This is a genomic window from Paenibacillus sp. FSL R7-0331, from assembly GCF_000758645.1.
Lineage (GTDB): Bacteria > Bacillota > Bacilli > Paenibacillales > Paenibacillaceae > Paenibacillus_AQ > Paenibacillus_AQ camerounensis.
Genome location: NZ_CP009284.1, coordinates 2,610,238 through 2,633,768 on the forward strand (window position 1 = coordinate 2,610,238; position 23,531 = coordinate 2,633,768).

Here is a 23,531-nt window from a genome sequence, read left to right on the forward strand (position 1 = left end):
GGCGCACCGGGATACGTATCCCGGTGCGCCCTTGGTTTATCTTTTTACAGCCGCTACTCTGATTCTGCGGTAATCCATAATCCAGACGCCCCAATGAAACAGCCGGGGCTTAAGCTCTTGCTCCATGTAGTCAAGCACTTCCGTCCGCTGCGCAGGTGTGAGCACACTGAGTATGCCGCCAGCAAACATATTCAGCCAGCCATAGAGAAAATACTATACACGCTGAACAGGATTAGAAATACAGCGGAGATCCGGCTAAGGCGACGGCTGAAGGACTCGGGAAGCCTGCCCCTGATCCATACTATTATAAGAGTCAGGAGCAGCCACCAGCCGAACGAGCCGAGCGCAATGCCGGCCGGGAGGAGCAGCGAGCCTCCGGCTCCGCTGCCGAGGGCAGCAGCCAGGGCAATGAAGCTAACAACAGTGGCAGGGTTGGCCAGTGTTATCAAATACGAAGAAATGAAGCAGTAGAGGCTTCCGCTGCGTGCCCCCTCGGCAGAGGCTTCAACCCCTGCCGACCGCCAGGCCCTGGCTCCAAGGTACAGAATGAACAAGGAGCCCAGCAGTTTCAGCGGCAGGGCAAATTCAGCAGTAAATTCACTTACGGCCCGGAATCCGGTTACAGCAATCAGGGCATAGCACATATCTGCCAGCGCGATTCCGGCACCGGTAGCCAGACCTGCGGTCAAGCCCTGCTGCAAAGTCCGGTTCATGCAGAGCAGTGACATGGGGCCGACCGGTGCAGCGATCAGGAAGCCGAAGCCAAGGCCGCTGAGCAGTGCGGGCCAGATCATCATGACTCATTGCCGCTATGAGGCAGGGGAACATTCGGGGTTTCCTTGAGTGTGCCGAGTATAATGGTCGTCCGGGTGCGGACGATACCCGGAAGGCTCTTCAGCTCCTCGCTGATAATCCGGTCCAGATCCCGTGTACCGCGGCAGCGGATTTTCAGAATATAGTCATCGTCACCGGCGGTATGATGGCATTCCTGAATTTCCGGCAGCTTCTGTACGAGGTCAAGAAAAGCCTGCCGGTGTGCCGGACGCTCAAGTGAAACTGCGATCAGCGCCCCGAGTCCATAGCCGGCGGATTCGGCGTCAATCAGCGCGGTGTACCCTTTAATCATTCCCTGTTCCTCTAGCCGTCTCACCCGGTCGGCAGCAGCAGGAGAGGACAGGCCGAGCAGGCCGGCCAGCTCTGACCAGGTTATTCTGCCGTTATCCATGAGCGCTCTGACGATTTTGTTATCTAATGAATTCATGCTCATTATCCTTTCTTTATTAAGTTATATGATAATATATATTTATTTTATTAATAAAACAAGGATATTTGATTGTTGTTTTTGAAAATTTACTTTATGGCTTTTCTTCTGCCAGCCAAAAAAAATAATAAATCTCTTGCATTCTATCCCAAAAGAGAGTATATTCTTAATTACGGTGATTGAATCGCTGTGATACATAATATGCGGTCATGGCGGAATTGGCAGACGCGCTGGCTTCAGGTGCCAGTGATAGCAATATCGTGGAGGTTCGAGTCCTCTTGACCGCATCATACACAATGAACCCTTCTAAATGAAGGGTTTTTTGTTTGTCTTTGGCCTGCCCCTTATCCTCAATCACACCAGTGATTGGGGATTTTTAATATTCAGATGTCATCTTTCGTTTCGGAGCTTCATAACCCGGGCAAGTTAGCCGAAAAAAGGTATAATATAAGAAAGCTAAGACCCTTAATTTTACAGAGGAGGCAATGTCTTTGACTGATATCCTTTACAAAAATCTATTCCTGCGGTCTTCTTCTGGATTTGCGGTCGTTTCACTTAAGGACGGGCTCATTGAGCTGGCGAATCCTTCACTGTGCCGTATGTTTGGATATACTGAGAAGGAGTTTCTGGGCCTCCGCTATCTGGAAATTTCGTGTGCTGAGGAGAGAGACCAGGAGGATGAGGATCGGGTAATAAGACTCCTGCTGGAGAGTCCCGGTGCGTCAGTGGACAGTGAAGAGCGGTTTATCCGCAAGAACGGGGAGATGTTCTGGGCTGCCCTCCACCTGTCACTCGTTATGGATGAAGCTGCAGGAATTCCAATATATATGATCGCTGAACTGCAGGACATTACTGAGCGCAAGGAAGCAGAACAAAGAATACACAAGGAACATAACCTCTATAATCTGATTACCAGTAATACACCGGATATGATCTCGCTGGCTGATCCCGAGGGGACGATTATTTATGTGTCACCTTCCGTGGAGAAGATGCTGGGATATCCGGCCCATGAAATGCTCGGTAAAAAAAGACCTGAATATTATCATCAGGAGGATGCCGATGAGATGCGGGAGCCGGGTAAGCTCTTTTCGGACAAGGATGTATTCACGAGAAGGGTCAGGCATAAGAACGGGAACTACCTGTGGATCGAAAGCTCCTTCCAGGTGATGCGGGATGCTGAAGGGGAAGTGATACAGGTACTGACCGTAGCCCGGGATATTACAGAGCGTAAAAAGTATGAGGACATGCTGGCCCGTGCGCATCTGCTGGCTAAAATGGGCTCCTGGGAGTGGGACTATGCGGACGGCCAGCTTAAGGTTTCAAAAGAATTACGCCATATATTTGGTCATACCTGGAATAACGGGCAAAACTCCGTTTTGGACCCCGGGCTGGTGTTTGACAGGATTCATCCGGATGACTTGCCGGATTTAATGAAAGAATTAACCAGATGTGCGGAATCGGGTGAAAGCGGGAACTGGATTTTTCGGGCAAATGTGCCCGGGCATGGTGAGAAATGTATCAGTGCCCATTGGGAAGCGGTACTTGGAGATCAGGGGGAGACCCGGCAAATCAGCGGAGTGGTTCAGGATGTGACTGAACACCATCACATGGAAGAACAGCTGCGGGAGAGTGAGCGGAATTACCGGCTGATTTCAGAGAATTCCCAGGATTTCATCACACGCAACGCAGCAGACGGGGATGCCACTTATCTGTATGCTTCACCGGTCTGCCAGCAGATGTTCGGCTACACGCCGGAGGAGTTGGCGGGAACCAAAGGGATGGAATACATCCATCCTGAAGATCTATCAAAGATGCGCCAGTACTTGGCCGATATCATAGACGGACTGCGGCTGGAGCCGATGGAATTCCGCTTTTTGTGCAAGGACGGCTCTTATCTGTGGGTGGAGACGACTCTGCGCCATATCTGTAACGGCACCGGAGAGACCGCTGAGATTATTGGTGTAACCCGGGATGTCTCTGATCGCAAGCAATATGAGCTGAAAATGCTGGAAAGTGAAAACCGCTACAAGTCCCTGTTTGAGTACAACCCTTCCGCTATCCTTGCGATGGCTCTTGACGGACGTATCGAGTCGCTGAATGCCAGTCTGCAGCATATCACCGGTTATTCCCGTGATACCCTGCTGGATTCCGCTTACAGTGAGCTTATTGATCCGGAGGAGCTGGATTTTGTAGCTGAGCGGTTTACACTGGCTGCCGGCGGGATATCGCAATCGTTCGAGAGCAGGCTGATCCGCAGGGAAGGGCAAAGGGTTGAGGTAGGGATGATATATGTGCCGATCATGCAGGATTCCAGGGTCACTGGTATATTTGCTATTATAAGTGATATTACAGAGCGTAAAAGGCATCTGGAGCAGATTGAGAAGCTTAGCTATGAGCATGCGCTGATCCTGAACTCGGTTACTGAGGGGATTTTTGGCATCAGTCTGGAGGGGGAGACGGTATTCATTAATCCTGCCGCCTCTGCGATGCTCGGTTATGACTCCGGCCGGAGCGGGGGCAGCATTGAGCTGCATGCCATACAGCAGACCTGGCTGGACGGCGATCCCTATCCGGGAGGCGGCAAAACGCTGCCGGAATGGTTCTCCGAGCACCTGACCTATGAAGAGAAGGAGGGGGTGTTCTGGCGCCAGGACGGCTCCAGCTTCCTGGTCCGTTACCGGATGACTCCGCTGTTCGACAACGGGGAGCAGAAGGGTACTGTGATTGTATTCCGTGATATTACCGAGGAAAAAGCGATCGTGCGGGCGAAGGAGTCAGCCGAACAGGCGGACAGGGCTAAATCAGAGTTCCTGGCCATCATGAGCCATGAGCTGCGTACACCGATGAACGGCATTATCGGAATGACCGATCTGCTGACGGGCACAGAGCTGAGCGAAGAGCAGGAATACTACACTCAGATTATCAATAAAAGCAGTGCCTCGCTGCTGCATATTCTGAACGAGGTGCTTGATTTCAGTAAAATAGAGGCGGGAATGATGACAGTTGAGCTGCAGGCGGTTGATCTTCGGCAGGTGATGGCCCATGTTGCCGATATCTTTTACCCGCGGGTGAAGGAAAAGGGGCTTGTTCTGCATACCGAGCTTGATCCTGACCTGCCGCCGCTGCTGGTGACCGACGAAGTGAGGCTGCGCCAGATTCTGATTAACCTGGTCGGGAATGCCGTTAAATTCACAGATGAGGGCTCAGTCAGCGTGTCCGCCAAGCTGGAAACATCCTTGGAAACCGGAGTAGTAATCCTCAAATTTACCGTAAAAGATACCGGCATCGGCATTGACCCGGCGAGCCAGGGAATGCTGTTCCAGTCCTTTTCCCAGCTGCATCCCTCCATAAACCGCAAGTATGGCGGGACCGGACTTGGACTTGCCATCAGTAAAAAGCTGGTCGAGCTGCTGGGGGGCGCAATTGGTGTAGACAGCCGGGAAGGCGAGGGAGCGGAGTTCTATTTTACCATTGAGGCTTTGATTCCGCGTCAGGATTTATCCCAGGGGCTTATTACAGCGGGAGAAGGCGGCGAACAGGTAACGGTTCAGAACAGGCGGAGTGAGTACTCATTCGGTGAATTCGGCCCGCTCTCCATCCTGATTGCCGAGGATCACCCGGTGAACCTGCAGATTCTGCAGGCACACCTCAAGAAGCGTGGATATGCTGCGGATGCCGCCCTGAACGGACTGCAGGCAGTGGAGGCTGTGCGGCTACACCGTTATGATCTGGTCTTCATGGATGTCCAGATGCCGCTGATGGATGGAATAGAGGCTACTATGCGAATCAGAGAGGAGCACGGCTTGTATCCGGTAATTATAGCGGCTACGGCTTTTGCCCAGAAGGAAGACAAAGAGATGTGCCTGAGGGCAGGGATGCAGGATTTCATCTCCAAGCCGATCCTCACAGACGAGCTGGACAGGGTGCTCAGGGAGTGGTCGGCTCAGCTCCATAAGTAGGAAAACTTAATCCGGGAGGATTGTAGTATGAAGTGGCTCCTCTATATGCTGTTTGGCTTGCTGTATGCACTGGTTACTTTTTTTGGAATAGGGCCGGTGCTGTTTGCGGACGGAGATCCTGCAGAACGGATTATGACGCTTATTGCGGTGCTGCTTATCTATATTCTGCTTACACTGGTCTTGCGGCAGATACTAAAGCGTCTGTCCAAGCGTTGACAAATTTTTCGCTGCTGACTATATTTATATTATTCGTAATACTTACGTATAAATTACAGCAGCGAGAGGATAACAGCAGTGAATAAGATGAAACGCGGCGATTTTATAATTATTGTACTTGTTCTGCTGCTTGCCGGCGGAATCTACGGGGTTAAATGGCTGGATGTCCGGGGAGAGCATTATGAGCAGGGGGATCTGCAGGCGGTGATTACAATCAACGGCAAGGCGTACCAGACCGTCACTCTGACCAAAGAGGAGCAGACCCTTGATATTCAAACCAAATACGGCCATAACATCCTTAAGGTATACGATTACGGGATTCAGATGACCTATTCGGATGCTCCCCTCCCGATCGCGCTGGATATGGGGTTTATCTCCAGGCCGAAGCAGCAGATTATCTGTATTCCGGCCAGGCTGATGGTTGAGGTGGTAAATCCCGGGTCCTCCATTGACAATGACGATGAGCTGGATGCGGTTATTTAGCCCCGGCTTCTGCCGGACTGCCGCTGATCTGCTCCCAGGCGGCTATTGAATCCGCATTGGAGTACACGTAAGGAGTATCGGGCTGGAGGATTGGAGTTACAAGCTCCGGCGTAATCCGGACCACAGCTTTACCCTGATACTGCGCAACATGAAGCTTGCCCTGCACCTCAATCCAGGTGTCTGCGGGCAGGCTTATTTGCGTCTGCGGATCAAGCAGGATGCCGAAGGGTGTAGCGTCTGCCGTACAGCACTGCACCAGAAAGCGGCTGACCGCAAAGGAATCCCCGTCTGTGCCTTGGCCTTTGTACAGGAAGCCGGATACCTTGATCTGCTTGCCTTCAAACTGCTCCTTGTACAGGTCGATAGCTCCGAAGGTCTCAGAAAAAATCTCCGGATGCACAGTGATTACAGGCTGCTTATACAATCTGCCTGCAAGCCCGGCGAATTCCTCCTGATAGGGATTGGAAGCGGTGAACCGCTCTCCGCTGCCTTCTTCGGGTGCGATATAGGTTAAGGAGATCCCCTTTCTGGCAGCGGCAGCGCTGCCCAGTGCCCGGTCCGGCAGCACAAAGCCGAGCAGCAGCGGAAACAGGAACAGGCCGTATAAGGCGGTGCTTCTGAACAGGGAGCGTGGCAGCTGATGCTCGCAGTCACACAAGGCGCTGCTTTTTCCGAACAATGCCTGTATTCCGAGGCTGGCCGCCATCAGCGCCAGCGGTACGGGACAAAGCCTGATCCAGCGTGCCAGCTTGGGAGCCACATAATAGTGCAGTGTGTCCTGCTGGCTTAAATGGGCGATATAGAGTGCAAAGCCGAGCAGAAGGACCGCCCTGAGCAGATAATGGACGCGTATGCTTCGCGGATCATTCATGGGGACCTCCTGTAAAGTGTACTAGAGCCAGAGTGAAGCCAGCACTGAACCGATGAATACAGCTGCGAAGATGAGAAAAAACAGATACAGGGCGAATCTGGTTTTGAACAGTGAGAGCAGCATCAGTGAATTTTTGAAATCCAGCATCGGTCCAAGCACCATGAAGGCAAGCAGGGAACCGGCCGGAAAGGTATGCAGAAACGTGGCGGCCACAAAGGCATCTGAAGTGGAGCACAGCGACAGCACGAAAGCGAGACCCATCATGAACAGATAAGAGCCCAGCGGCATCCCGCCGATTGCTTCCAGACTGCCGTGATCCATGAAGGTCTGAATGCCGGAGGTCAGCAGGCAGCCGATGATTAAATATTTGCCCATTTCAAAAAACTCATCCGAGGTATGTACCAGCACAGAGACAAGTCTGCCTCCGCGGGTACTGAGCCGGTGCGGTTCACCGGTTTCGCGTCTGATGGACAGCCGCAGCGGTGATTTGGTTACGGTGGCGTATATGATGAATCCGATAGCAGCAGCTACGGCAAAAGCCAGTCCCATCCGTGCGTAAGCCAGCCAGGGATGCGTGCGGAAGGCGGTCAGCGTGGCCCCGTACACGACAGGATTCAATATGGGCCCTGACAGGATAAATACGACAGCGACATAAAGCGGCATTCCTTTTTGCATCAGCCGGCGGACGAGCGGAATCATTCCGCATTCACATACGGGAAAAAGAATGCCGAGCAGACAGCCGAACAGAATCGCCGGCACCGGACGCCGCGGAATCCAGCGCGAGATCCATTCGTCCGGCACGAACACGCGCAATAGAGAGGAGAGCAGGGCGCCGAGCAGCACGAACGGCATGGCCTCCAGCAGGATTCCGATAAAAGCGGTTTTGAAGCTGTGCAGATATGAATTGTCCAGCAGCTCCGGATGGGCAGGCAGCCAGACTATGCCGAGGATGATCAGAAACACGGCGGGAATAAGCAGCGGCAGCAGTTTGAACGGTGAAATGATAGTCAAGGCGTTGTCAGGCTCCTTCCCGTCTCATTGCTTCAGCCGAACAGCCTGGACCAGCGCTCCGTCAGACGCTGCTCTTCAAGGCCCAGGCCGATAAATACGATATAGGACTGGCCGGGATATCTGGATTCCTCCCAGCTGATGCGGCTTCCGGCGAACTGGACCAGCTGAACAGATTGCAGCTCCTGTTCCCGGCCGGCCAGGCGGACATGGCCTTTGGCTCTCAGCAGGCTGCTGCCGCATTCACGGAAGAAAGCTTCAAGCGTCTCTGCAGATATCCCTTGCGCGGCAGATTGCGGATAGGTGAGCGTGACGGCAGATACCTGAGAATAGGAACCGGAGGTGCCCGCTTCCCGCTCCTGCAGGGCTGTTGCCCCGGAAGACTGTCCCGTCTGCATGCGCTTGAGCGGAGCGCCGCTGACAGGAAGCGCCCGTCGCTGTGCGGCCGCAGTACGCGGCTGCTGGGGGATAATTCCGTCCAGTACGGGAGCAAGATTAATCTCGCTGTAATGGGTGAACACAATTTCCGATTCCGTATTGTATTTACGGACTGTCTTTTCAATTCTCCACAGCCGCTCCGGATCGACAAGGTCTGATTTGTTAACAATCAGCAGATCGGCACCGGCCAGCTGCTTACGCAGGGTACGAACCAGCTGCTTGTCTGACGAGAAGCGGCTGTTATACTCCAGTACGTTCTCTGCATCCAGCACGGTAACAGTATAGTGCAGGTGTACTTTTTCACTAAGCGGCAGCTCATGCAGGGTCAGGGCGATCTCCTCGGGATCAGCAACGCCGGTCAGCTCGATATAGATAATATCCGGCCGCCTTGCGAGTACGGCGTTCATACTGCGCGGCAGATCTTCTCTGCGGCTGCAGCAGACACAGCCGTCCAGCAGCTTTTCCACATTGGCCCCGGTCTGCTCCTGCAGAATATATCCGTCCACATCCCGTTTCCCCAGCTCATTCATCACAACTCCTGGGCTGAGTCCCCGTGCCTTGCTCTCCTTAAGCAGGGTGAGCAGGAGGGTTGTCTTCCCGCTCCCCAAAAAGCCGCTCAATATCATCACCGGTATCTTCATGGTCCACACTCCCGCTTTTATTTGTTATGAATCACTGCAAGAATCATAGTTTCATAATTCCATCTATACGTGCTGCCGCGGGCAGAAAGACCATCTTTTTGAGAGAGTGAGTGCGGTGCTGCTAGAAATTTTTTTAGCTGCGGACGGTTGACATTTGATTGGAGAAGCCTGTATGATGTGTAAATCGTAATAATTACGAATAAACAAAAGGAGCTGAATACTGTGAGAGTAGTCGTTACATTGGCCTGCACTGAAACAGGTGACCGCAACTATACCACTGTCAAGAATAAGAAAAATAATCCGGAGCGTCTGGAAATGAAGAAGTATTCCCCGCGTCTGAAGCGCGTTACACTGCACCGTGAGACACGCTGATTCTTCGCCGGCCCGGCTGACGGCTGTTCAATAAAACTACACTAAGGAGCGGAACAATGAAAAAGATACCTGTTACAGTGCTGAGCGGATACCTCGGCTCCGGCAAGACAACCCTGCTCAACCATATCCTGCAGAACCGGGAAGGGCTTAAGGTGGCGGTAATCGTCAATGACATGAGTGAGGTTAATGTGGATGCGAATCTGGTGAAATCAGGCAACACGCTGTCTCGTACAGAGGAGACACTGGTAGAAATGTCCAACGGCTGCATCTGCTGTACGCTGCGTGATGATCTGCTGCGTGAGGTGAGCAAGCTGGCTGCTGAAGGGCGGTTCGATTATATACTGATCGAATCCTCGGGTATCAGCGAGCCGGTGCCTGTCGCCCAGACCTTTACTTACGCCAATCCGGAGCTGGACATTGATCTGACCGAGCTGGCCCGGCTGGATACGATGGTTACTGTCGTTGACGCTAACCGGTTCTGGCATGATTTTGCCTCGGGAGACAGCCTGCTCGACCGCAACATGACTGCAGGCGAAGGTGATTTCCGCGACATTGTCGATCTGCTGATCGACCAGATTGAGACCTGCGATGTGCTGCTGCTTAACAAATGCGATCTGGTAGAGGAGCAGGAGCTGAACAAGCTGGAGGCTGTGCTGCGCAGATTACAGCCAACCGCCAAGATTATCCGTACCGTCAAAGGTGTGGTTGATCCGAAGGAGATCCTGAACACGGGCCGGTTCGACTTTGAGAAGACAAGCATGTCCTCCGGCTGGATTGCCGAGCTGAACAAGGAGGACCATACACCCGAGACAGAAGAATACGGTATCGCCTCCTTTGTCTACCGCCGCAGAACACCGTTTCACCCTCAGCGGCTCAGCTTCTTCTTCAGCAACTGGCCGGAAGAGGTGGTAAGGGCTAAGGGGCTGGTATGGATTGCCGCGAAGGGCGATCTGGCGGCAAGCTTGAGCCAGGCCGGACCGTCGATCCAGTTCGGACCGGCCGGCTACTGGCTGGCGACGCTGCCGGAAGCACAGCAGCGGGAGGTGCTGGCAACCGAGCCTGATGTACAGGCCAGATGGGATGAGCAGTGGGGCGACCGGATGAACGAGATCGTGTTCATCGGTATTGGAATGGACCGTGCCGAGCTGGAAGCCCGGCTCGACAGATGCCTCCTGACCCCTGAGGAGACGGAACAGGACTGGGAGCAATTTAATAATCCGCTGCCGTGGGTAGCGGAGGAGCTGCTGGCTGCCGGGCAGGAGTAGCCGGAGTCTGTCGGGCTCAAGGTGAGTGCCAGGTGCTCAGTGCGCATACGTATGTAAAAGCAAATGGCAGGATGCGGCATCCCCGCAAACGAACGGAGGCGGTACCATGATTCTCTCATCAATGCGTAATGTAGTGTTTGGTTACGGGGAAGAGCCGGTGATTGACCGCCTCACGCTGGATATTGAAGCCGGGCAGTTCATCGGTATTACCGGACCGAACGGCGCAGCCAAAACCACACTGCTCAAGCTGATGCTGGGCCTGCTGCGGCCGTGGAGCGGGACAGTGACTTTGAATCAGGAAATAGCAGCCGGCGGCAGACTGGAAATAGGTTATGTTCCACAACAGGTCGCTTCGTTTAACACAGGATTTCCAAGCTCCGTTCATGAACTGGTGCGGTCCGGCTGCTATGGAAGGCTTGGATTGTTCCGCCGGTTCACGAAGGAACAAGAGGAGCTGGTGGAGCGTTGTCTGAGGCAGGTGGAGATGTGGGACTACCGCAGCCGCAGAATTGGTGAGCTGTCGGGCGGGCAGAAGCAGCGGATCTGTATCGCCCGTGCGCTGGCCCAGGAGCCGCAGGTGCTGGTGCTGGATGAGCCGGCGACGGGAATGGACGCTGCTAGCCGTGCCGGATTGTATAAGCTGATGCGGCATTACGTAAGTGTACATAAAAGGACAGTTATCATGGTTACGCATGGACAGGAAGAAGCGGGCAGCTATCTGGACAGTGTGATTAACCTGGAGCGCAGGGAGAGGGAGGGATGGACGTGTTTGGTTACGAATTCATGCAGCGTGCGTTTTGGGCAGGAGGAATGATCGGCATCATCGGACCGCTCCTCGGCGTCTACCTGATGCTGCGCCGGCAGGTGCTGATGGCCGATACATTGTCGCATGTGTCGCTGGCCGGCGTAGCGCTTGGCTCTGTGCTCCGGCTAAATCCTGCGCTTAGCGGTTTTGCCGTTGCGGTTGCCGGCGGAATCATCATCGAGCAGCTGCGCCGTTCCTACCGGACATACAGTGAGCTGCCGGTAGCCATCATCATGACCTCGGGATTGGCACTGGCGGTTGTACTGATGAGCCTGAGGCAGAATTTGAGCAAAAGCTTCAGCTCCTACCTGTTCGGCTCCATTGTTGCTGTCAGCGGTACCCAGCTTAAGCTGATTGCGGTAGTTACCGCTGCCGGGCTGATCTATTTCACTGTTCTGCGCCGGCCCTTATACAGCCTCACCTTTGACGAGGAGACCGCCGGCATCAGCGGGGTGCGCACAGGACTGCTGTCCTTTTCGTTCGCAGTGTTAACCGGAATGACTGTTGCCGCTGCAATGCCGGTAGTTGGTGTGCTGCTGGTATCTGCGTTAATTGTATTGCCTGCGTCCATCGCGCTGCGCCTTGCTTCAGGCTTTACGGCTGCAATTCTGATTGCGGTCTCGACCGGTCTGCTGGGCGTGTTCAGCGGTCTAACCGCTTCCTACTATATCAATACGCCTCCCGGAGGCACGATTGCCCTGATCCTGCTGCTGTTTCTGCTGACAGCCATATCGTTACAGAAGCTGGCCAGACTGAAACGCCGCCGTAGACAATACCGGAGCCCGCTGCACAGCAGGGGAACCGTTAATTAACTATAGAATTCACTGGAGAATAGGAGTGTCTATCCATCTTGTTAAATTTCAGAACCCGTCATCTTACCGTTTTGGCCCTGTCTGCTTTACTCATTGCCTCAGGCTGCGGCAGTAACAACAATCCTGCAGGCAATGCGGCTGATATACAAGCTACAGGTACTTCAGATACATCCGCCGCTGCCAATGCCTCTGCAGATTCGTTAGGCAAGCTGGACATTAAAGTAAGCTTCTACCCGATGTATGATTTCACAAAAAATATTGCAGGCGATCTTGCTGACGTAGAGCTGCTGGTACCAGCCGGTATTGAGCCGCATGACTGGGAGCCGACTGCACAGGACATGGCCCGTATCACCGATGCAGATATACTGATCTATAATGGTGCAGGTATGGAAAGCTGGACCGGACAGGTGCTGGACAGCGCTTCAGGCAGCAAGCTGATCACTGTGGAGGCCAGCAAAGGGCTGGATATTATGGAAGGCGCCGAAGAGGAAGAGGCCGGTCACAGCCACGAGCACGGGGAAGAAGCCCATGGCACTGATGAGCACGACCACGAGCACGGGGAAGAAGCCCATGGTGCAGACGAGCACGACCATGACCATGACCATGGCGGTCTTGATCCCCATGTCTGGCTGTCCCCAGCCCTGGCTATCAGGGAAGTGCGCAACATTGAAGCCGCACTGGCTGCAGCATCTCCTAATCATGCAGCAGTATTTAAAGCGAACGCTGACAGCTATGTCTCTAGTCTGGAGCAGCTTGACCAGGATTTCAAAGACGGCCTCTCTAATACGAAACGTAAGGATTTCATCACGCAGCATGCAGCGTTCGGCTATCTGGCCAGAGAGTACGGACTGACCCAGGTGCCGATTGCCGGCCTGTCTCCTGAGCTGGAGCCTTCTGCTGCACAGATGGCAGGTATTATTGAATTCGCCAAAGCAAACGATGTAAAAACGATCTTTTTTGAAACACTGATCTCCTCCAGTGTCGCAGAGACTATTGCCCAGGAAATAGGAGCTAAGGCGGCTGTGCTGAATCCGGTTGAAGGTCTGACAGAAGAGGACCGCAGCAGAAGTCTCGACTATATCGCAATCATGCGCCAGAACCTGGAAGCCCTTAAGAAGGCATTGAACGAATAGGCGGAAGGATGATTTCCAAGGCTGACATTCATTAGAATCAGGAAAGGAGCTGAACATTTTTGGCCAAAAAATCAAAAGTTGTAAAAGAGCTTAAACGCCAGGAGCTTGCCGCCAAATACGCGGATAAACGCGCAGAGCTGAAGGAAAAGGGAGATTACATGGCCCTGCAAAAGCTCCCCCGGGACTCCTCGCCGACACGCCAAAAGAACAGATGCGCTGTTACAGGCCGGCCCAGAGGCTACCTAAGCAAATTTAAGGTATCCCGGATTATTTTCCGTGAACTTGCGCATAAGGGCCAGATTCCCGGCGTCACCAAATCCAGCTGGTAGGCCTAAGCAGGGCAGATTCATAGACCGGCTGTAAGCATATAAGGCCGTTCCCCAAAATAACGGGGGGGCGGCTGTTTGTGTTGTATTTTTGTTCACTTTGCCGGCTCATCTCCTTGGGTTATGATAAAGGCACTACAGTCCCGTATATAAAAAGGAGGCCGACAAATGAGCTACATCAATACATTCATACGTGTCTCGGAGGATTGTCCGGTAGAGACAGGGACCGTTCCGGTGAGCGCAAAGGCGCTGCCTCCGGCGCATCTTATCCAGTTTGAGCTGCTGGCAGACAGCCCCTACAAGTACAATCATGAGGAGCTGCTGTATGAGGTGCATGTGCGCCACAAGCAAATTCCCAGGGAAGAGCGCCTCTCCCGGAAAACGGAAATATGGGCCGGACTGTTCTCCAAAAAACACCCCTGCCTGCGTGCCTCCATGCTGCCAAAGTGCTACGGCTGGGGAATCCATTATGATGCAGCGGGCAAAATCGCCATTTACGGCAAAGAGTCACCGGAATATGATAAGTTCACTTCCGAAGCGGAGAATGGGCTAACCCTGCTGAATGCGATGCGCAGCAAACGGAGCTAGAAACGGAAAGGAGTCCGGGGAATTGTTCGAAAAAATTGAAGAAATATCATTGAATACCTGGCCGGCGGAACAGAGTGTGCTGCTGGATGGCTGGATTCTGCGCTCGGCTTCAGGTTATACGAAACGTTCCAACTCGGTTAATCCGTTATACGGACCGGAGGAGAATGCCGGGAGCCTTGAGGTACAACAAAAAATCCGCCTTGCCGAGCAGTATTACGATCAGGCAGAGCTTCAGACCGTATTCAAAATCACCCCTTACTCAAGACCCGCCGGACTGGATCACCTGTTAAGTGAGCTAGGCTACCGGAAAGACAGCCCGTCCTCGGTCCGTATGCTTGAACTGGAACAGCTGCCGCCGGTGCAGAGCAGACACACTTTAGTTATCAGGGAGCGGCTGGAGGAAGCATGGGTAGAAGCGTTCTCACAGCAGACAGGGCTGTCCGGAGCCCAGCGGAGTACCTTGTGCCGGATGCTGGGCTCTTCCTCTCTGCAGCATGGATATGCTCTGCTCTATAAGGACGGTGAGCCGGCGGCCTGCGGGCTTGGTGTCCTTCAGCATGGATACATCGGGCTGTATGATATTGTTACAGCTCCCGCATACCGCAGACAGGGTCTGGCAGAGGAGCTGATCCTGGGCCTGCTGCAATGGGGACGGGCTCAGGGGGCAACAGCATCTTTTTTGCAGGTGGTGCTGGCGAATGCCGGCGCTTCCGCTTTATATGACAAGCTGGGCTACAAAGAGATTTATCAGTACTGGTATAGAATCAGAGACTAGTATTTATCTTAGAAAGGAGATCACTATGTCGCAATATTGGAGCGGGCGCTTTGCCCGCGAAGGGATGATCTGGGGAAGCCAGCCCAGCCCTTCAGCAGAGCAGGCTAGTGAAGTATTCCGTGCAGCCGGACTGGGCTCCGTGCTGGTTCCCGGTGCCGGTTACGGGCGCAATACCAAAGTGTTTTCAGCCGGATTCACCACCTATGGCATTGAATTAAGCGCAGAGGCGCTGGAGCTGGCGGAGGAATGGGACCCTGCAACGCATTTTATAGCCGGTTCGGCGCTGGAGCAGCAGCTGAACACGCAGGTCGATGCTGTATACTGCTATGATGTGCTCCACTTATTCTTGGAAGAGGAACGCAGGCGGCTGATTGAGGCATCTCTTGCCCAGCTGCGGCCTGGCGGCCTGCTGTATTTCACCAGTTTTTCCGATGAGGACCCGAATAACGGCTGCGGCCGCAAGCTTGAACCGGGAACCTTTGAGTACAAAGAAGGGAAATACGCCCACTTTTTCAGCGATGCCGATTTAAGAAGCCATTTTGCCGGAACAGAGATTATTGAGAGCGGGTCATTCGTTGAGCGACTGCAGAGCAGCCGGGGCGGAACCCATGAATACATACTGCGGTACCTTATCGCACATAAAATAGGCTGACCGAAAAAGACGTCAATAGGCCCTCCTTGTCTTGCAAGGGGGGCCTTAAGTAGGGTCGTCGCTTAGGAGTAAAGGTTCATCCGGCGCTCTGCCTGCTATCGCAGTTCACAATCGGCAAACAGAATATGCCGCGGAATGCGGAAGAAGCTTTCAGCCTTTTCCTGCAGGGCAAGGGTCGGAAGATGACAGTGGTGCAGCCATTTGCGGAAGGTGCCCGGATGGACGCCGATCCAGATGCTGACATCGGTTACTGAAAAGTCATACACCATGCACAGCCCTGTCAGAATCGTGTTATTCTGCGGAGAGTGGGCAAGCGTTCTTTTCATAAAACGTGAAGGGGTAGGCTGGCATACAATCGGACTTTGCCGCAGGAGTGCCTCGTTGAACAAAATATGGGACGGATAACCCAGCAGACGGCATACCTTGTCCAGATTGTTTCTGGAAGGGATGCGGCCCTCGTACACCCAGGCGCTTACACTGCGCGAGGACACGGAGAGCTCTTCTGCAAGCTTGGACAATTTGATGTCCTTTGCCATGAGGATTGCCAGCAGAACCCGGTTGCGGATCTGGCTGCGCTTGGGTCTGCGGAACCGTTTTACACGTACGCCTTGTCCAAGATATTTGCGGTTGATCAGAGACCAAGCCTGAATTTTATGAGGTTCTTGTTGATTCTTAGGCATACTTCCTCCGAATTTTTAACGTTATACTACAATACTTTCCTTTGCGCTGCAATGGTTAATGCTGTAATTGCTGACATGAGGGTTAAGTTTCTTTCAGAAGTGTTGCCGTTATGATATATTTTTAGTAATCAAAAAATACAAAACTGTCTGCAGGGAGCGAATCAGATGATTAAACATATCGTATTTTTCAAATTGAAGGACCGTTCACCGGAGAGTGTCGCAACTACAGTCGGCGTGCTACGCAACATGGAAGGAAAGATCCCGCAGCTGCTTTCGATTGAGGTCGGAGCCGATATTATTCATTCGGAGCGTTCCTTTGATATCGCGCTTGTCACCACGGTTGCTTCACTTGACGATCTGCAGGCCTATCAGGTTCATCCTGCCCACAAGGAAGTCATTGCACACATTAATGAGGTCAAGGAGCTTTCTATCGCGGTAGATTATGAAATCTGATACCGGAAGCGGTGATGTACATGCGTGAGCTTGAGTATCCGATGGAAGCATTAACCTATCTGATCGTTTTTCTGGCTGCCTGTTTCATTATGTTATTCTGGCTGAAGCGCCGCGGCAGGCGCGGCAAGTAAGTATAGCACATTATCGTTCTTCCATACCACCTGACTACTTGGAGGGTTCAGCTGTGTACTATGTTAACCGGAAGCAAATTGAGAATATACTGGATCAGATTCCCGCAATTGGAACCGGCCTGCACAGTGCTGCGGATTCCTGGGACGGCGGTATTATTAAAGGGCTGGTGCAGGAGCGCTGCCTGCATCTGGCAATCGAGGTAGTGACGGATGTCGGGAGCTGTCTGATCGACGGCTTCATCATGCGCGATGCTGGCAGCTACGAGGATATCATCTCAATTATCAACGAAGAAAAGGTGCTCGGAGACAGCGGAATCTACGCTGTGCTTATCGAACTGGTCGCGCTCCGCAAGCCGCTGGTGCAGGATTATTATAACTGGGACCGGAGCAGGCTTCATCCGCTTGCGGCGCTGCTGCCGGATACTCTGGAACGTTTTGCCCTGGAAGTGCGCAGGTATCTGGATCAGGAGCTCGGGGCACAATTGCCGGTCTGAGTCAGGTTTTACCGCGCAGCCGGATCGGATACACGGATAATATCTGTAAAGAGAGGAGGTGCCTGAGCATGAAAAAAGGGCAGGAAAGCGGTTCGACAAGACGAAATATTATGACGCTGCTCAAAATGAAGGGTCCGCTGACGATTGGCGCGCTGGCAGAGGAGCTGGGAATTACCGAAATGGGAGTCCGCCGGCATGTGCTGCAGCTAGAGCAGGAGTCACTGGCCAAAACGAAAGTCGTCCGCCAGGCGATGGGCCGGCCGCTGCATGTATATTCGCTGACAGAGCGTGCGGAGGAGCATTTTCCCAAAACCTATCACAATCTGGCGCTTGAGCTGCTGCGGGAGCTGGATCATACCAGCGGGACTGAGACGGTTAACCTGTTGTTTGAGGGAAGGCGCAGGCGGATGCTTGCCCAGTATACTCCGATGATGGAGAACCGCAGTCTGGAGGAGCGCGTAGCGGAGCTGTCATCAATCCAGAATTCCGGGGGATATATGGCCGAGTGGAGCAAGGAGGAAGACGGCACTTTTGTCATGCAGGAATTCAATTGCCCCATCCGGCAGGTAGCTTCCCAGTACCGCAAGGCCTGCCAATGTGAGCAGAGTCTGTTCGAGGAGCTGCTGGGGGCAAAGGTGGTGCGCAGCGAATGTATGGCGGAAGGCGGCCATTCCTGCCGGTATGCTATAACGCCGATTCCTCCGGCTAAGCGGGACAAAACATTAGAAAAGTCTTCCTGAAGCAGTCACAGGACAAACTCTCTATGCTTATGATATAGCAGAACTAGGCGAACGCCCGGGGATGACGGGCAGAGGCACTTTGAATCCAGAGGAGAGATTGACGATGAAAAAGGATACTAAAAGCTTGCTGTGGGGAATTCTGGCCGGCAGTGTAGTCGGATCTGTAACGGCGCTGCTGTTCGCCCCAAAACCGGGAAAAGAGCTGCGTCAGGATATTGCGGACGGTACAACCGCAGCCGTTGATAAAGTGACGGAAATTGCAGGTGCGGCCGGAGAAAAAAGCAGCGACCTGTACGGCAAAGCCAAGGATGCGGTAGAATCTGTGGTGAGCGAAGTAAAGGAATGGAGCAAGCAATATACACAGATTGATGCGGAAGAGGAAATCGCTGTCGTCAGCGGGATCGTGACCGAGGAAGCCGCTGTAAGACTGGATGAAACAGACACTGAAGAGATCATTGCTGCGGCTGCCGAGGATGCACAGGATGTGGCGGATGCCGGAGTTGAATCAGCAGAGGATAGCGCCGATGCTGTTCTGCAGGATACTGCTAAAGATGACAAGGACGGCTCAATCTAAGCTGCACCGTACATTCTGCGTTTGTACAGAGTCCCCGTTGCTGAATCTATTGATATAGCTGGCTTGCAGCCGCCTTCCGCGTCCCCGCGGGAGGCGGTATTTTTATTCCTTCCTTGAACTGGAGCCGTAAAAATAGTATTATCTGCAATTGGGGCTAAAAGTCAGGTACACTTGGGTATGACCTTACATAAGCTACACAAAACAAGTAAAAAGGAAGCGGTGTGTTCGTGCAGCAGGCTATAGCTATACTAGACTCAGGTGTGGGGGGGCTTACAGTTGTCAAAGAAGTAATGAGACAGCTTCCCAGGGAAAAAATCATTTATTTTGGTGATACTGCCCGTGCCCCTTACGGACCCCGTTCGACCGAAGAAGTGAAATGGTTCACTGAACAGATTGTTGACTATTTAATTCAATTTAATCCTAAAATGATAGTGATTGCCTGCAACACAGCCACGGCAGCGGCACTAGATTATATCTCGGCCAAGGTGCCCATACCGGTCATAGGGGTGATCCATCCGGGAGCACGGGCTGCAATCAGCGCCACCAAAACCGGCCGGGTCGGTGTGATCGGCACCGTCGGCACGATAAAAAGCGGGGCTTATACTGCTGCGCTCAAGGAGCTGTCCCCGTTCGTGGAGGTAGTCAGCCAGGCTTGTCCGGCGCTGGTGCCTTTTGTGGAGCAGGGTATGTTCCGTTCAGAGGAAAGCCATATTGCTGTTGCGGAATCACTTAACGGGATCAAATACGAGCCTATTGACACTATGATTCTCGGCTGCACTCATTATCCTTTTCTCGTAGAGCCGATAGGTAAAGTAATGGGACCGGGAGTGAAGCTGATCAGCTCGGCGGATGAGACCGCACGGGAGATCAGTACGATTTTGTATGATAAAGGCCAGCTGGCCCGGGGGGATGAAAGTCCGATTCACCAGTTCTTTTGCAGCGGAGACGCCGAGATGTTCCAGCGGATCGCCCGCGACTGGCTCGGGGAGCAGCTCAAAAGGACACCGGTAGTCTGGCAGGTATCTTCACTGTAGGCCAGCTGTTGTAAATGCTGCATCAGACGTATGCAATAGGGACAAACCTCTAAGATATCAAGACATTAGAACCGGGAGCTGATCCTGGTTTTTTTGTATTCAGGAATGAATAACGCCACATAAGACTCGTACACCTCCGGCTGCTCCAAGCATCCGTCCTTTATTACCTTCATATTCTTTGTATGCGGTTACATTATTTTGGTACAGCCAAGCCTTCGGCGGAGCTTTTCGTTCATGACAGGTGATAGGCGCTGCATACAATACAATGAGGCTGTGTGTCCCTTAGACTTGCAGGGATGACGGCAACCCAGAGAGTCTGAGAGGATGAGACCTATGCAGCAATATATTGCCCGCAAGGGAGATACCGTCAGCCGGATCGCGGCGAGATATGGACTTACACCAGAGCATGTTATACAGGGGAACCCGTGGGCGGGCAGGCAGCCTTACCTTTATCCGGGGCAGATCCTGTTCCTGCCCTCTGCTCCGCGTAAGCGTTACGCTGTGCAGGAGGGGGAGAATGCAGCAGCCATCGCCGGCTTGTTCGGGGTGGATATAGGTGAACTGGAGCTGCTGAACCCGGGTATCACTGCCGGCCGCTGCTGCACTCCGGGCAAAGTGCTGGTCATTCCCAACGCTGCCCCAAGCAGCATAGTAACCATAGAAGGCGAATACGGCCCGATGGAGCTAGAGGAGGATACCAGGCTGCTTACACAAAAGTATCCTTTTATTGATGCAAGCAGTATAGGGATGAGCATTATGGGCAAGCCGCTGCAGCTGCTGCGGATCGGCAGCGGTCCCCGCCATCTGCATGTGAATGCCGCCCTGCATGCCAACGAATGGCTGACCTCCCCGTGCCTGATGTCTTTCATAGAGCAGTATGCGGAAGCTTATGCAGCTGGCGGTGACTGGCATGGGCATGATCCGGCACAATGGTTCCGGGATTGGACGCTATGGGCTGTGCCGATGGCAAATCCCGATGGTGTGGAGCTGGTGCAGGAAGGGGTGCTGCCGGGCCATCCCTATTACACTGAGGTGCTGAAATGGAACAACAGACGGCGCAGCTTCCGCCACTGGAAGGCCAATATCCGCGGCGTTGATCTCGGCGACCAGTTCCCGGCTCACTGGGAGGAGGAGCGTAAGCGGCGGCAGATTTCCGGTCCTGCACCGCGTGATTACAGCGGCCAGGCACCGCTGAGCGAGCCTGAAGCAGCAGCGCTTGCCGCACTTGCGGAGCGGTATCCCGGTGAAGCGGCAGTTTCATTGCACAGCCAGGGTGCTGAAATCTATTGGAATTACCGCGGATACGAACCGCCTTCGAGCAGGCAGCTGGCTGCCAACTTGGCTGCAGTAAGCGGCTACCGGGCGGTTGAGCTGACCGGCAGCGATGCCGGTTACAAGGACTGGTTCATTCAGCGGTTCCGCAAGCCGGGCTTCACAGTCGAGCTTGGGAACGGCAAAAACCCGCTGCCGCTGGCAGACTTTGAAGACATGGCATTGGAGACCGGTCTTATTATCGCGGAAATCCTTACGAATTTGCATAAAAATTGAAACAAAAACTGCAAATTTGCGTAAGATAGCAGCAAAGGGTACGGCCGCAATCCTGATTATCGGTGCTTAGCGGCTGTATCCTTTTTTATATTTTTAATTAAAAATGAAACAATAACTGCAGATTTGCGTAATGAACAGCAAAGAGTACGGCCGTACTCCTTTAACAGGTACTATAGCGGCGGTACCCTTTTCATTTGAGGCAAATAAGCAGGAGGAATGTAATCTATGAAACTAAGAAAACTGCTGTCCCTGAAACAGTGGTCCTATATATTCAAAAGCACCTGGAAATTCGTAATTTCGCCTTCCGTCTCGCTCGGGGATAAGCTGCTTTTTACTATACCAGCGCTGCTCTACTGGATTCTGCCTGATGTAATGCCTTTTATGCCGATTGATGATATCGGGGTAACCATGCTGCTGATGGGCTGGTTCGTGTCACGGATGGACCGCAAATATCCGGGTCTGGGAAGCGTAAGATGAAAGTTTAAAGAATTTTGTACGTATTTTGTCATAAGACGCCCTTCTATTTGTCCGGGAAGGTTGCTTTTGCAGACTACTTTCCTTAAAATGAATTATTGAGGTTTTAAAGTAGATGCTGAGGAGATGGATGATAATGAACGTCAAAATTACCCGCAATGCGGCTAAAGTGATAAAGAAAACCATGGAACTCGAAGGCAACAGCGAGCTTAAGCTGCGCGTAGCCATTACACACGCCCACGGCGACCATGCTCATTACGGTCTGGATCTGGACACGCCTAAGGAAAATGACATCGTGGTTTCCACCGACAAAGATATCGATGTTATACTTGATCCGAACCAGCCGCTGCTGGACGGTGTGAAGATTGATTACCTGTATCTGCCGGAAGAAGGCTTTGTCATTACTAATCCGTCCAAAGGCAATCACGGCGACCACTAAACCGCCGCTGTAAATAAGGACATAAAGAAGGGTTGCTCCATGGCTAACGAAATACAGATCTGTGATCAATGCAATCACACCAGAATGAAGACGATCATGCCCAAGCTGCGTAAGATGGCGCCTGACGCCGAGATCAAAGTCGGCTGCAAGTCCTACTGCGGACCTTGCGGCAAACGGGCCTTTATCTATATTAACGGACGTTATGTAAGTGCTCCTACCGAGGATGAGGTGCTGGCTAAGGCAGAAGCTTTTGTTAAGAAGCCGGCGGCTGTTAAGGAATAAATTCAAATATCGGGTATGCCGGGTGGACCGGTGTTCCTAGACAGAAGTCCCTGCTCTCCGGCGGGGGCTTTTGTGTTATGCAGAGGAATTGCACTGATTTGGGGCAGATTGCTTGACGTGTTATAATATACAGGTTGTTGATTGATTTATTACATAGGCGGCAGCCGCCAAAACTTAGGAGGGAATGAGACGGTATGAAGCATCTTAATGGCAGCACGGTTCTGAATAACGGGGTTCATATGCCCTGGTTTGGTCTCGGTACGTTCAGAGCAGAAGGAGCCGAGGTGGCTAATGCGGTAACAACCGCACTGGAGCTGGGCTACAGAAGTATTGATACAGCTGCGGTATACGGCAATGAAGAAGAAGTCGGACAATCGATTGCATCAAGCGGTGTAGCACGGGACAGCCTGTTTGTGACGACTAAAGTCTGGAATTCCGATCAAGGCTATGATACGACGCTGCAAGCTTTTGACACCAGCTGCAGGAAGCTTGGTCTTGATATGATCGACCTGTATCTGATTCACTGGCCGGGCAAGGATAAATATAAGGATACCTGGCGTGCACTTGAACGCCTCTATGAAGAAGGCCGGGTGCGGGCAATCGGGGTCAGTAATTTCCAGATCCATCATCTGGAGGAGCTGCGCAAGGATAGCGGCATTGTACCTGCCGTTAACCAGGTGGAGCTGCATCCGCGTTTTATTCAGAAAGAGCTGCATGACTACTGTACTCAGCATCAGATTCAGATCGAGGCGTGGGCGCCGCTGATGAAGGGCAGACTGCAGGATAACGGGCTGCTGCAGGGCATCGCCGGTAAGCACGGCAAGACCGTATCCCAGGTGATCCTGCGTTGGGGCCTGCAGAACCGGATCGTTATTATACCGAAGTCGGTTACCCCGTCCCGCATTAAGGAGAACAGCGAAATCTTTGATTTTGAGCTGACTTCTGAAGAAATAAGTGCCATTAGCGGTCTGGATGCCGGTGAACGGATCGGGACAGATCCGGATAAGCTGATGTTCTAGGAATGAAAGCATCATCTGAGCTTTGAGGGATAACCCGCATCATGCAATAAAAAGAGCC

The 23,531-nt window shown here is 52.9% G+C and carries 29 protein-coding genes and 1 tRNA gene; 23 read left to right on the plus strand and 7 right to left on the minus strand.

The window, feature by feature from the left end; all coding sequences use genetic code 11:
• Positions 1-36: 36 nt before the first annotated feature.
• The 3 genes from R70331_RS31500 to R70331_RS10580 are packed head-to-tail and all read right to left on the minus strand — an operon-like array spanning position 37 to position 1,261.
• Positions 37-189, minus strand: a complete 153-nt coding sequence (locus tag R70331_RS31500) for a hypothetical protein (protein ID WP_156131105.1) — start codon at positions 187-189, stop codon at positions 37-39.
• Between the two features lie 2 nt (positions 190-191).
• The gene (locus R70331_RS10575; RefSeq protein ID WP_081947573.1) at positions 192-797 is read right to left on the minus strand and encodes a LysE family translocator; all 606 of its coding nucleotides are present in this window, start codon (positions 795-797) and stop codon (positions 192-194) included.
• On the minus strand, positions 794-1,261 hold the full coding sequence (locus R70331_RS10580; RefSeq protein WP_042175214.1) for an Lrp/AsnC family transcriptional regulator: 468 nt from the start codon (positions 1,259-1,261) through the stop codon (positions 794-796). Before R70331_RS10580 ends, R70331_RS10575 begins: the two co-directional genes overlap by 4 nt.
• A gap of 203 nt (positions 1,262-1,464) precedes the next feature.
• Between R70331_RS10580 and R70331_RS10585 the strand changes: the two genes are divergently transcribed.
• The 4 genes from R70331_RS10585 (at position 1,465) to R70331_RS10600 (ending at position 5,919) form a co-directional block, all read left to right on the plus strand.
• Positions 1,465-1,548: transfer RNA gene (locus R70331_RS10585), tRNA-Leu, on the plus strand.
• A 204-nt stretch (positions 1,549-1,752) separates the two neighbouring features.
• A complete protein-coding gene (locus tag R70331_RS10590; RefSeq protein WP_052419011.1) occupies positions 1,753-5,220 on the plus strand; it encodes a PAS domain-containing hybrid sensor histidine kinase/response regulator in 3,468 nt (1,155 codons plus the stop codon).
• Between the two features lie 27 nt (positions 5,221-5,247).
• Positions 5,248-5,436, plus strand: coding sequence for a DUF6954 family protein (locus R70331_RS10595; RefSeq protein WP_042175218.1), 189 nt, complete (start codon positions 5,248-5,250; stop codon positions 5,434-5,436).
• An 87-nt stretch (positions 5,437-5,523) separates the two neighbouring features.
• The gene (locus R70331_RS10600; RefSeq protein ID WP_042182474.1) at positions 5,524-5,919 is read left to right on the plus strand and encodes a NusG domain II-containing protein; all 396 of its coding nucleotides are present in this window, start codon (positions 5,524-5,526) and stop codon (positions 5,917-5,919) included.
• Here the strand turns inward: R70331_RS10600 and R70331_RS10605 are convergent.
• From R70331_RS10605 to R70331_RS10615, 3 genes are read right to left on the minus strand one after another with little or no spacing between them, the layout of a single operon-like run.
• Positions 5,912-6,790: a TIGR03943 family putative permease subunit gene (locus tag R70331_RS10605; protein ID WP_042175220.1), complete on the minus strand. Its 879-nt coding sequence runs from the start codon at positions 6,788-6,790 to the stop codon at positions 5,912-5,914. The two genes, R70331_RS10600 and R70331_RS10605, sit on opposite strands and share 8 nt — an antisense overlap.
• A 21-nt stretch (positions 6,791-6,811) precedes the next feature.
• A complete protein-coding gene (locus tag R70331_RS10610; protein ID WP_042175222.1) occupies positions 6,812-7,801 on the minus strand; it encodes a permease in 990 nt (329 codons plus the stop codon).
• A gap of 32 nt (positions 7,802-7,833) precedes the next feature.
• Entirely contained in the window at positions 7,834-8,877 is a 1,044-nt protein-coding gene (locus tag R70331_RS10615; RefSeq protein ID WP_042175223.1) for a CobW family GTP-binding protein, read from the minus strand.
• A 222-nt stretch (positions 8,878-9,099) separates the two neighbouring features.
• Here R70331_RS10615 and rpmG point away from each other — a divergent pair, with 222 nt between their 5' ends.
• The 9 genes from rpmG (at position 9,100) to R70331_RS10660 (ending at position 15,605) form a co-directional block, all read left to right on the plus strand.
• On the plus strand, positions 9,100-9,249 hold the full coding sequence (gene rpmG / locus R70331_RS10620) for a 50S ribosomal protein L33 (RefSeq protein WP_042175225.1): 150 nt from the start codon (positions 9,100-9,102) through the stop codon (positions 9,247-9,249).
• Positions 9,250-9,305: 56 nt separating this feature from the next.
• Positions 9,306-10,514, plus strand: a complete 1,209-nt coding sequence (locus R70331_RS10625) for a GTP-binding protein (protein WP_042175227.1) — start codon at positions 9,306-9,308, stop codon at positions 10,512-10,514.
• Positions 10,515-10,620: 106 nt separating this feature from the next.
• Positions 10,621-11,328, plus strand: a complete 708-nt coding sequence (locus R70331_RS10630; protein ID WP_042175229.1) for a metal ABC transporter ATP-binding protein — start codon at positions 10,621-10,623, stop codon at positions 11,326-11,328.
• Positions 11,274-12,131 (plus strand): metal ABC transporter permease, encoded by an 858-nt coding sequence (locus tag R70331_RS10635; protein ID WP_042175230.1) that lies wholly within the window; start codon positions 11,274-11,276, stop codon positions 12,129-12,131. Before R70331_RS10630 ends, R70331_RS10635 begins: the two co-directional genes overlap by 55 nt.
• A 38-nt stretch (positions 12,132-12,169) precedes the next feature.
• Positions 12,170-13,264: a metal ABC transporter substrate-binding protein gene (locus tag R70331_RS10640; protein WP_042175232.1), complete on the plus strand. Its 1,095-nt coding sequence runs from the start codon at positions 12,170-12,172 to the stop codon at positions 13,262-13,264.
• Between the two features lie 59 nt (positions 13,265-13,323).
• Complete coding sequence (rpsN, locus tag R70331_RS10645; RefSeq protein WP_042175234.1) at positions 13,324-13,593, plus strand: 30S ribosomal protein S14; 270 nt, start codon at positions 13,324-13,326, stop codon at positions 13,591-13,593.
• A gap of 165 nt (positions 13,594-13,758) precedes the next feature.
• Positions 13,759-14,178: a DUF6157 family protein gene (locus R70331_RS10650; RefSeq protein ID WP_042175236.1), complete on the plus strand. Its 420-nt coding sequence runs from the start codon at positions 13,759-13,761 to the stop codon at positions 14,176-14,178.
• A 22-nt stretch (positions 14,179-14,200) separates the two neighbouring features.
• Positions 14,201-14,953: a GNAT family N-acetyltransferase gene (locus tag R70331_RS10655; RefSeq protein ID WP_042175237.1), complete on the plus strand. Its 753-nt coding sequence runs from the start codon at positions 14,201-14,203 to the stop codon at positions 14,951-14,953.
• Between the two features lie 25 nt (positions 14,954-14,978).
• On the plus strand, positions 14,979-15,605 hold the full coding sequence (locus R70331_RS10660; protein ID WP_042175240.1) for a class I SAM-dependent methyltransferase: 627 nt from the start codon (positions 14,979-14,981) through the stop codon (positions 15,603-15,605).
• Positions 15,606-15,700: 95 nt separating this feature from the next.
• Here R70331_RS10660 and R70331_RS10665 read toward each other — a convergent pair whose 3' ends face one another.
• Complete coding sequence (locus R70331_RS10665) at positions 15,701-16,285, minus strand: helix-turn-helix domain-containing protein (RefSeq protein ID WP_042175243.1); 585 nt, start codon at positions 16,283-16,285, stop codon at positions 15,701-15,703.
• 165 nt (positions 16,286-16,450) lie between these two features.
• Between R70331_RS10665 and R70331_RS10670 the strand changes: the two genes are divergently transcribed.
• The 10 genes from R70331_RS10670 to R70331_RS10715 all read left to right on the plus strand — a co-directional run bounded on the left by R70331_RS10670 (position 16,451) and on the right by R70331_RS10715 (position 23,473).
• Positions 16,451-16,738: a Dabb family protein gene (locus R70331_RS10670; RefSeq protein ID WP_042175245.1), complete on the plus strand. Its 288-nt coding sequence runs from the start codon at positions 16,451-16,453 to the stop codon at positions 16,736-16,738.
• Positions 16,739-16,922: 184 nt separating this feature from the next.
• Positions 16,923-17,363 carry a DUF86 domain-containing protein gene (locus R70331_RS10675; RefSeq protein ID WP_042175247.1) on the plus strand — a complete coding sequence of 147 codons (441 nt, stop codon included), beginning with the start codon at positions 16,923-16,925 and terminating at the stop codon, positions 17,361-17,363.
• Between the two features lie 68 nt (positions 17,364-17,431).
• Entirely contained in the window at positions 17,432-18,103 is a 672-nt protein-coding gene (locus tag R70331_RS10680; protein ID WP_042175251.1) for a helix-turn-helix transcriptional regulator, read from the plus strand.
• A gap of 103 nt (positions 18,104-18,206) precedes the next feature.
• A complete protein-coding gene (locus R70331_RS30450) occupies positions 18,207-18,677 on the plus strand; it encodes a YtxH domain-containing protein (RefSeq protein ID WP_052419014.1) in 471 nt (156 codons plus the stop codon).
• A gap of 227 nt (positions 18,678-18,904) precedes the next feature.
• Complete coding sequence (racE, locus tag R70331_RS10690) at positions 18,905-19,711, plus strand: glutamate racemase (protein ID WP_042175254.1); 807 nt, start codon at positions 18,905-18,907, stop codon at positions 19,709-19,711.
• Between the two features lie 333 nt (positions 19,712-20,044).
• Positions 20,045-21,259, plus strand: coding sequence for a M14 family metallopeptidase (locus R70331_RS10695; protein WP_042175256.1), 1,215 nt, complete (start codon positions 20,045-20,047; stop codon positions 21,257-21,259).
• 225 nt (positions 21,260-21,484) lie between these two features.
• A complete protein-coding gene (locus R70331_RS10700; protein WP_042175259.1) occupies positions 21,485-21,736 on the plus strand; it encodes a hypothetical protein in 252 nt (83 codons plus the stop codon).
• Between the two features lie 133 nt (positions 21,737-21,869).
• Positions 21,870-22,172 (plus strand): HesB/IscA family protein, encoded by a 303-nt coding sequence (locus R70331_RS10705; RefSeq protein WP_039871960.1) that lies wholly within the window; start codon positions 21,870-21,872, stop codon positions 22,170-22,172.
• A gap of 39 nt (positions 22,173-22,211) precedes the next feature.
• The gene (locus R70331_RS10710) at positions 22,212-22,454 is read left to right on the plus strand and encodes a YuzB family protein (RefSeq protein WP_039871963.1); all 243 of its coding nucleotides are present in this window, start codon (positions 22,212-22,214) and stop codon (positions 22,452-22,454) included.
• A 194-nt stretch (positions 22,455-22,648) separates the two neighbouring features.
• On the plus strand, positions 22,649-23,473 hold the full coding sequence (locus tag R70331_RS10715; protein WP_042175261.1) for an aldo/keto reductase: 825 nt from the start codon (positions 22,649-22,651) through the stop codon (positions 23,471-23,473).
• The last annotated feature ends 58 nt before the right edge of the window (positions 23,474-23,531 follow it).

Bases quoted from the DNA above. Each gene is read 5' to 3' on its own strand.
- R70331_RS10710 (WP_039871963.1), top strand. From the start codon at position 22,212: ATGGCTAACGAAATACAGATCTGTGATCAATGCAATCACACCAGAATG.
- R70331_RS30450 (WP_052419014.1), top strand. From the start codon at position 18,207: ATGAAAAAGGATACTAAAAGCTTGCTGTGGGGAATTCTGGCCGGCAGT.
- R70331_RS10635 (WP_042175230.1), top strand. From the start codon at position 11,274: ATGGACGTGTTTGGTTACGAATTCATGCAGCGTGCGTTTTGGGCAGGA.
- R70331_RS10670 (WP_042175245.1), top strand. From the start codon at position 16,451: ATGATTAAACATATCGTATTTTTCAAATTGAAGGACCGTTCACCGGAG.
- R70331_RS10715 (WP_042175261.1), top strand. From the start codon at position 22,649: ATGAAGCATCTTAATGGCAGCACGGTTCTGAATAACGGGGTTCATATG.
- R70331_RS10575 (WP_081947573.1), bottom strand. From the start codon at position 797: ATGATGATCTGGCCCGCACTGCTCAGCGGCCTTGGCTTCGGCTTCCTG.
- R70331_RS10705 (WP_039871960.1), top strand. From the start codon at position 21,870: ATGAACGTCAAAATTACCCGCAATGCGGCTAAAGTGATAAAGAAAACC.
- R70331_RS10580 (WP_042175214.1), bottom strand. From the start codon at position 1,261: ATGAATTCATTAGATAACAAAATCGTCAGAGCGCTCATGGATAACGGC.
- R70331_RS10600 (WP_042182474.1), top strand. From the start codon at position 5,524: ATGAAACGCGGCGATTTTATAATTATTGTACTTGTTCTGCTGCTTGCC.
- R70331_RS31500 (WP_156131105.1), bottom strand. From the start codon at position 189: ATGTTTGCTGGCGGCATACTCAGTGTGCTCACACCTGCGCAGCGGACG.
- R70331_RS10660 (WP_042175240.1), top strand. From the start codon at position 14,979: ATGTCGCAATATTGGAGCGGGCGCTTTGCCCGCGAAGGGATGATCTGG.
- R70331_RS10630 (WP_042175229.1), top strand. From the start codon at position 10,621: ATGATTCTCTCATCAATGCGTAATGTAGTGTTTGGTTACGGGGAAGAG.
- R70331_RS10595 (WP_042175218.1), top strand. From the start codon at position 5,248: ATGAAGTGGCTCCTCTATATGCTGTTTGGCTTGCTGTATGCACTGGTT.
- R70331_RS10625 (WP_042175227.1), top strand. From the start codon at position 9,306: ATGAAAAAGATACCTGTTACAGTGCTGAGCGGATACCTCGGCTCCGGC.
- R70331_RS10700 (WP_042175259.1), top strand. From the start codon at position 21,485: ATGAAACTAAGAAAACTGCTGTCCCTGAAACAGTGGTCCTATATATTC.
- R70331_RS10665 (WP_042175243.1), bottom strand. From the start codon at position 16,285: ATGCCTAAGAATCAACAAGAACCTCATAAAATTCAGGCTTGGTCTCTG.
- R70331_RS10615 (WP_042175223.1), bottom strand. From the start codon at position 8,877: ATGAAGATACCGGTGATGATATTGAGCGGCTTTTTGGGGAGCGGGAAG.
- R70331_RS10605 (WP_042175220.1), bottom strand. From the start codon at position 6,790: ATGAATGATCCGCGAAGCATACGCGTCCATTATCTGCTCAGGGCGGTC.
- R70331_RS10695 (WP_042175256.1), top strand. From the start codon at position 20,045: ATGCAGCAATATATTGCCCGCAAGGGAGATACCGTCAGCCGGATCGCG.
- R70331_RS10650 (WP_042175236.1), top strand. From the start codon at position 13,759: ATGAGCTACATCAATACATTCATACGTGTCTCGGAGGATTGTCCGGTA.
- R70331_RS10680 (WP_042175251.1), top strand. From the start codon at position 17,432: ATGAAAAAAGGGCAGGAAAGCGGTTCGACAAGACGAAATATTATGACG.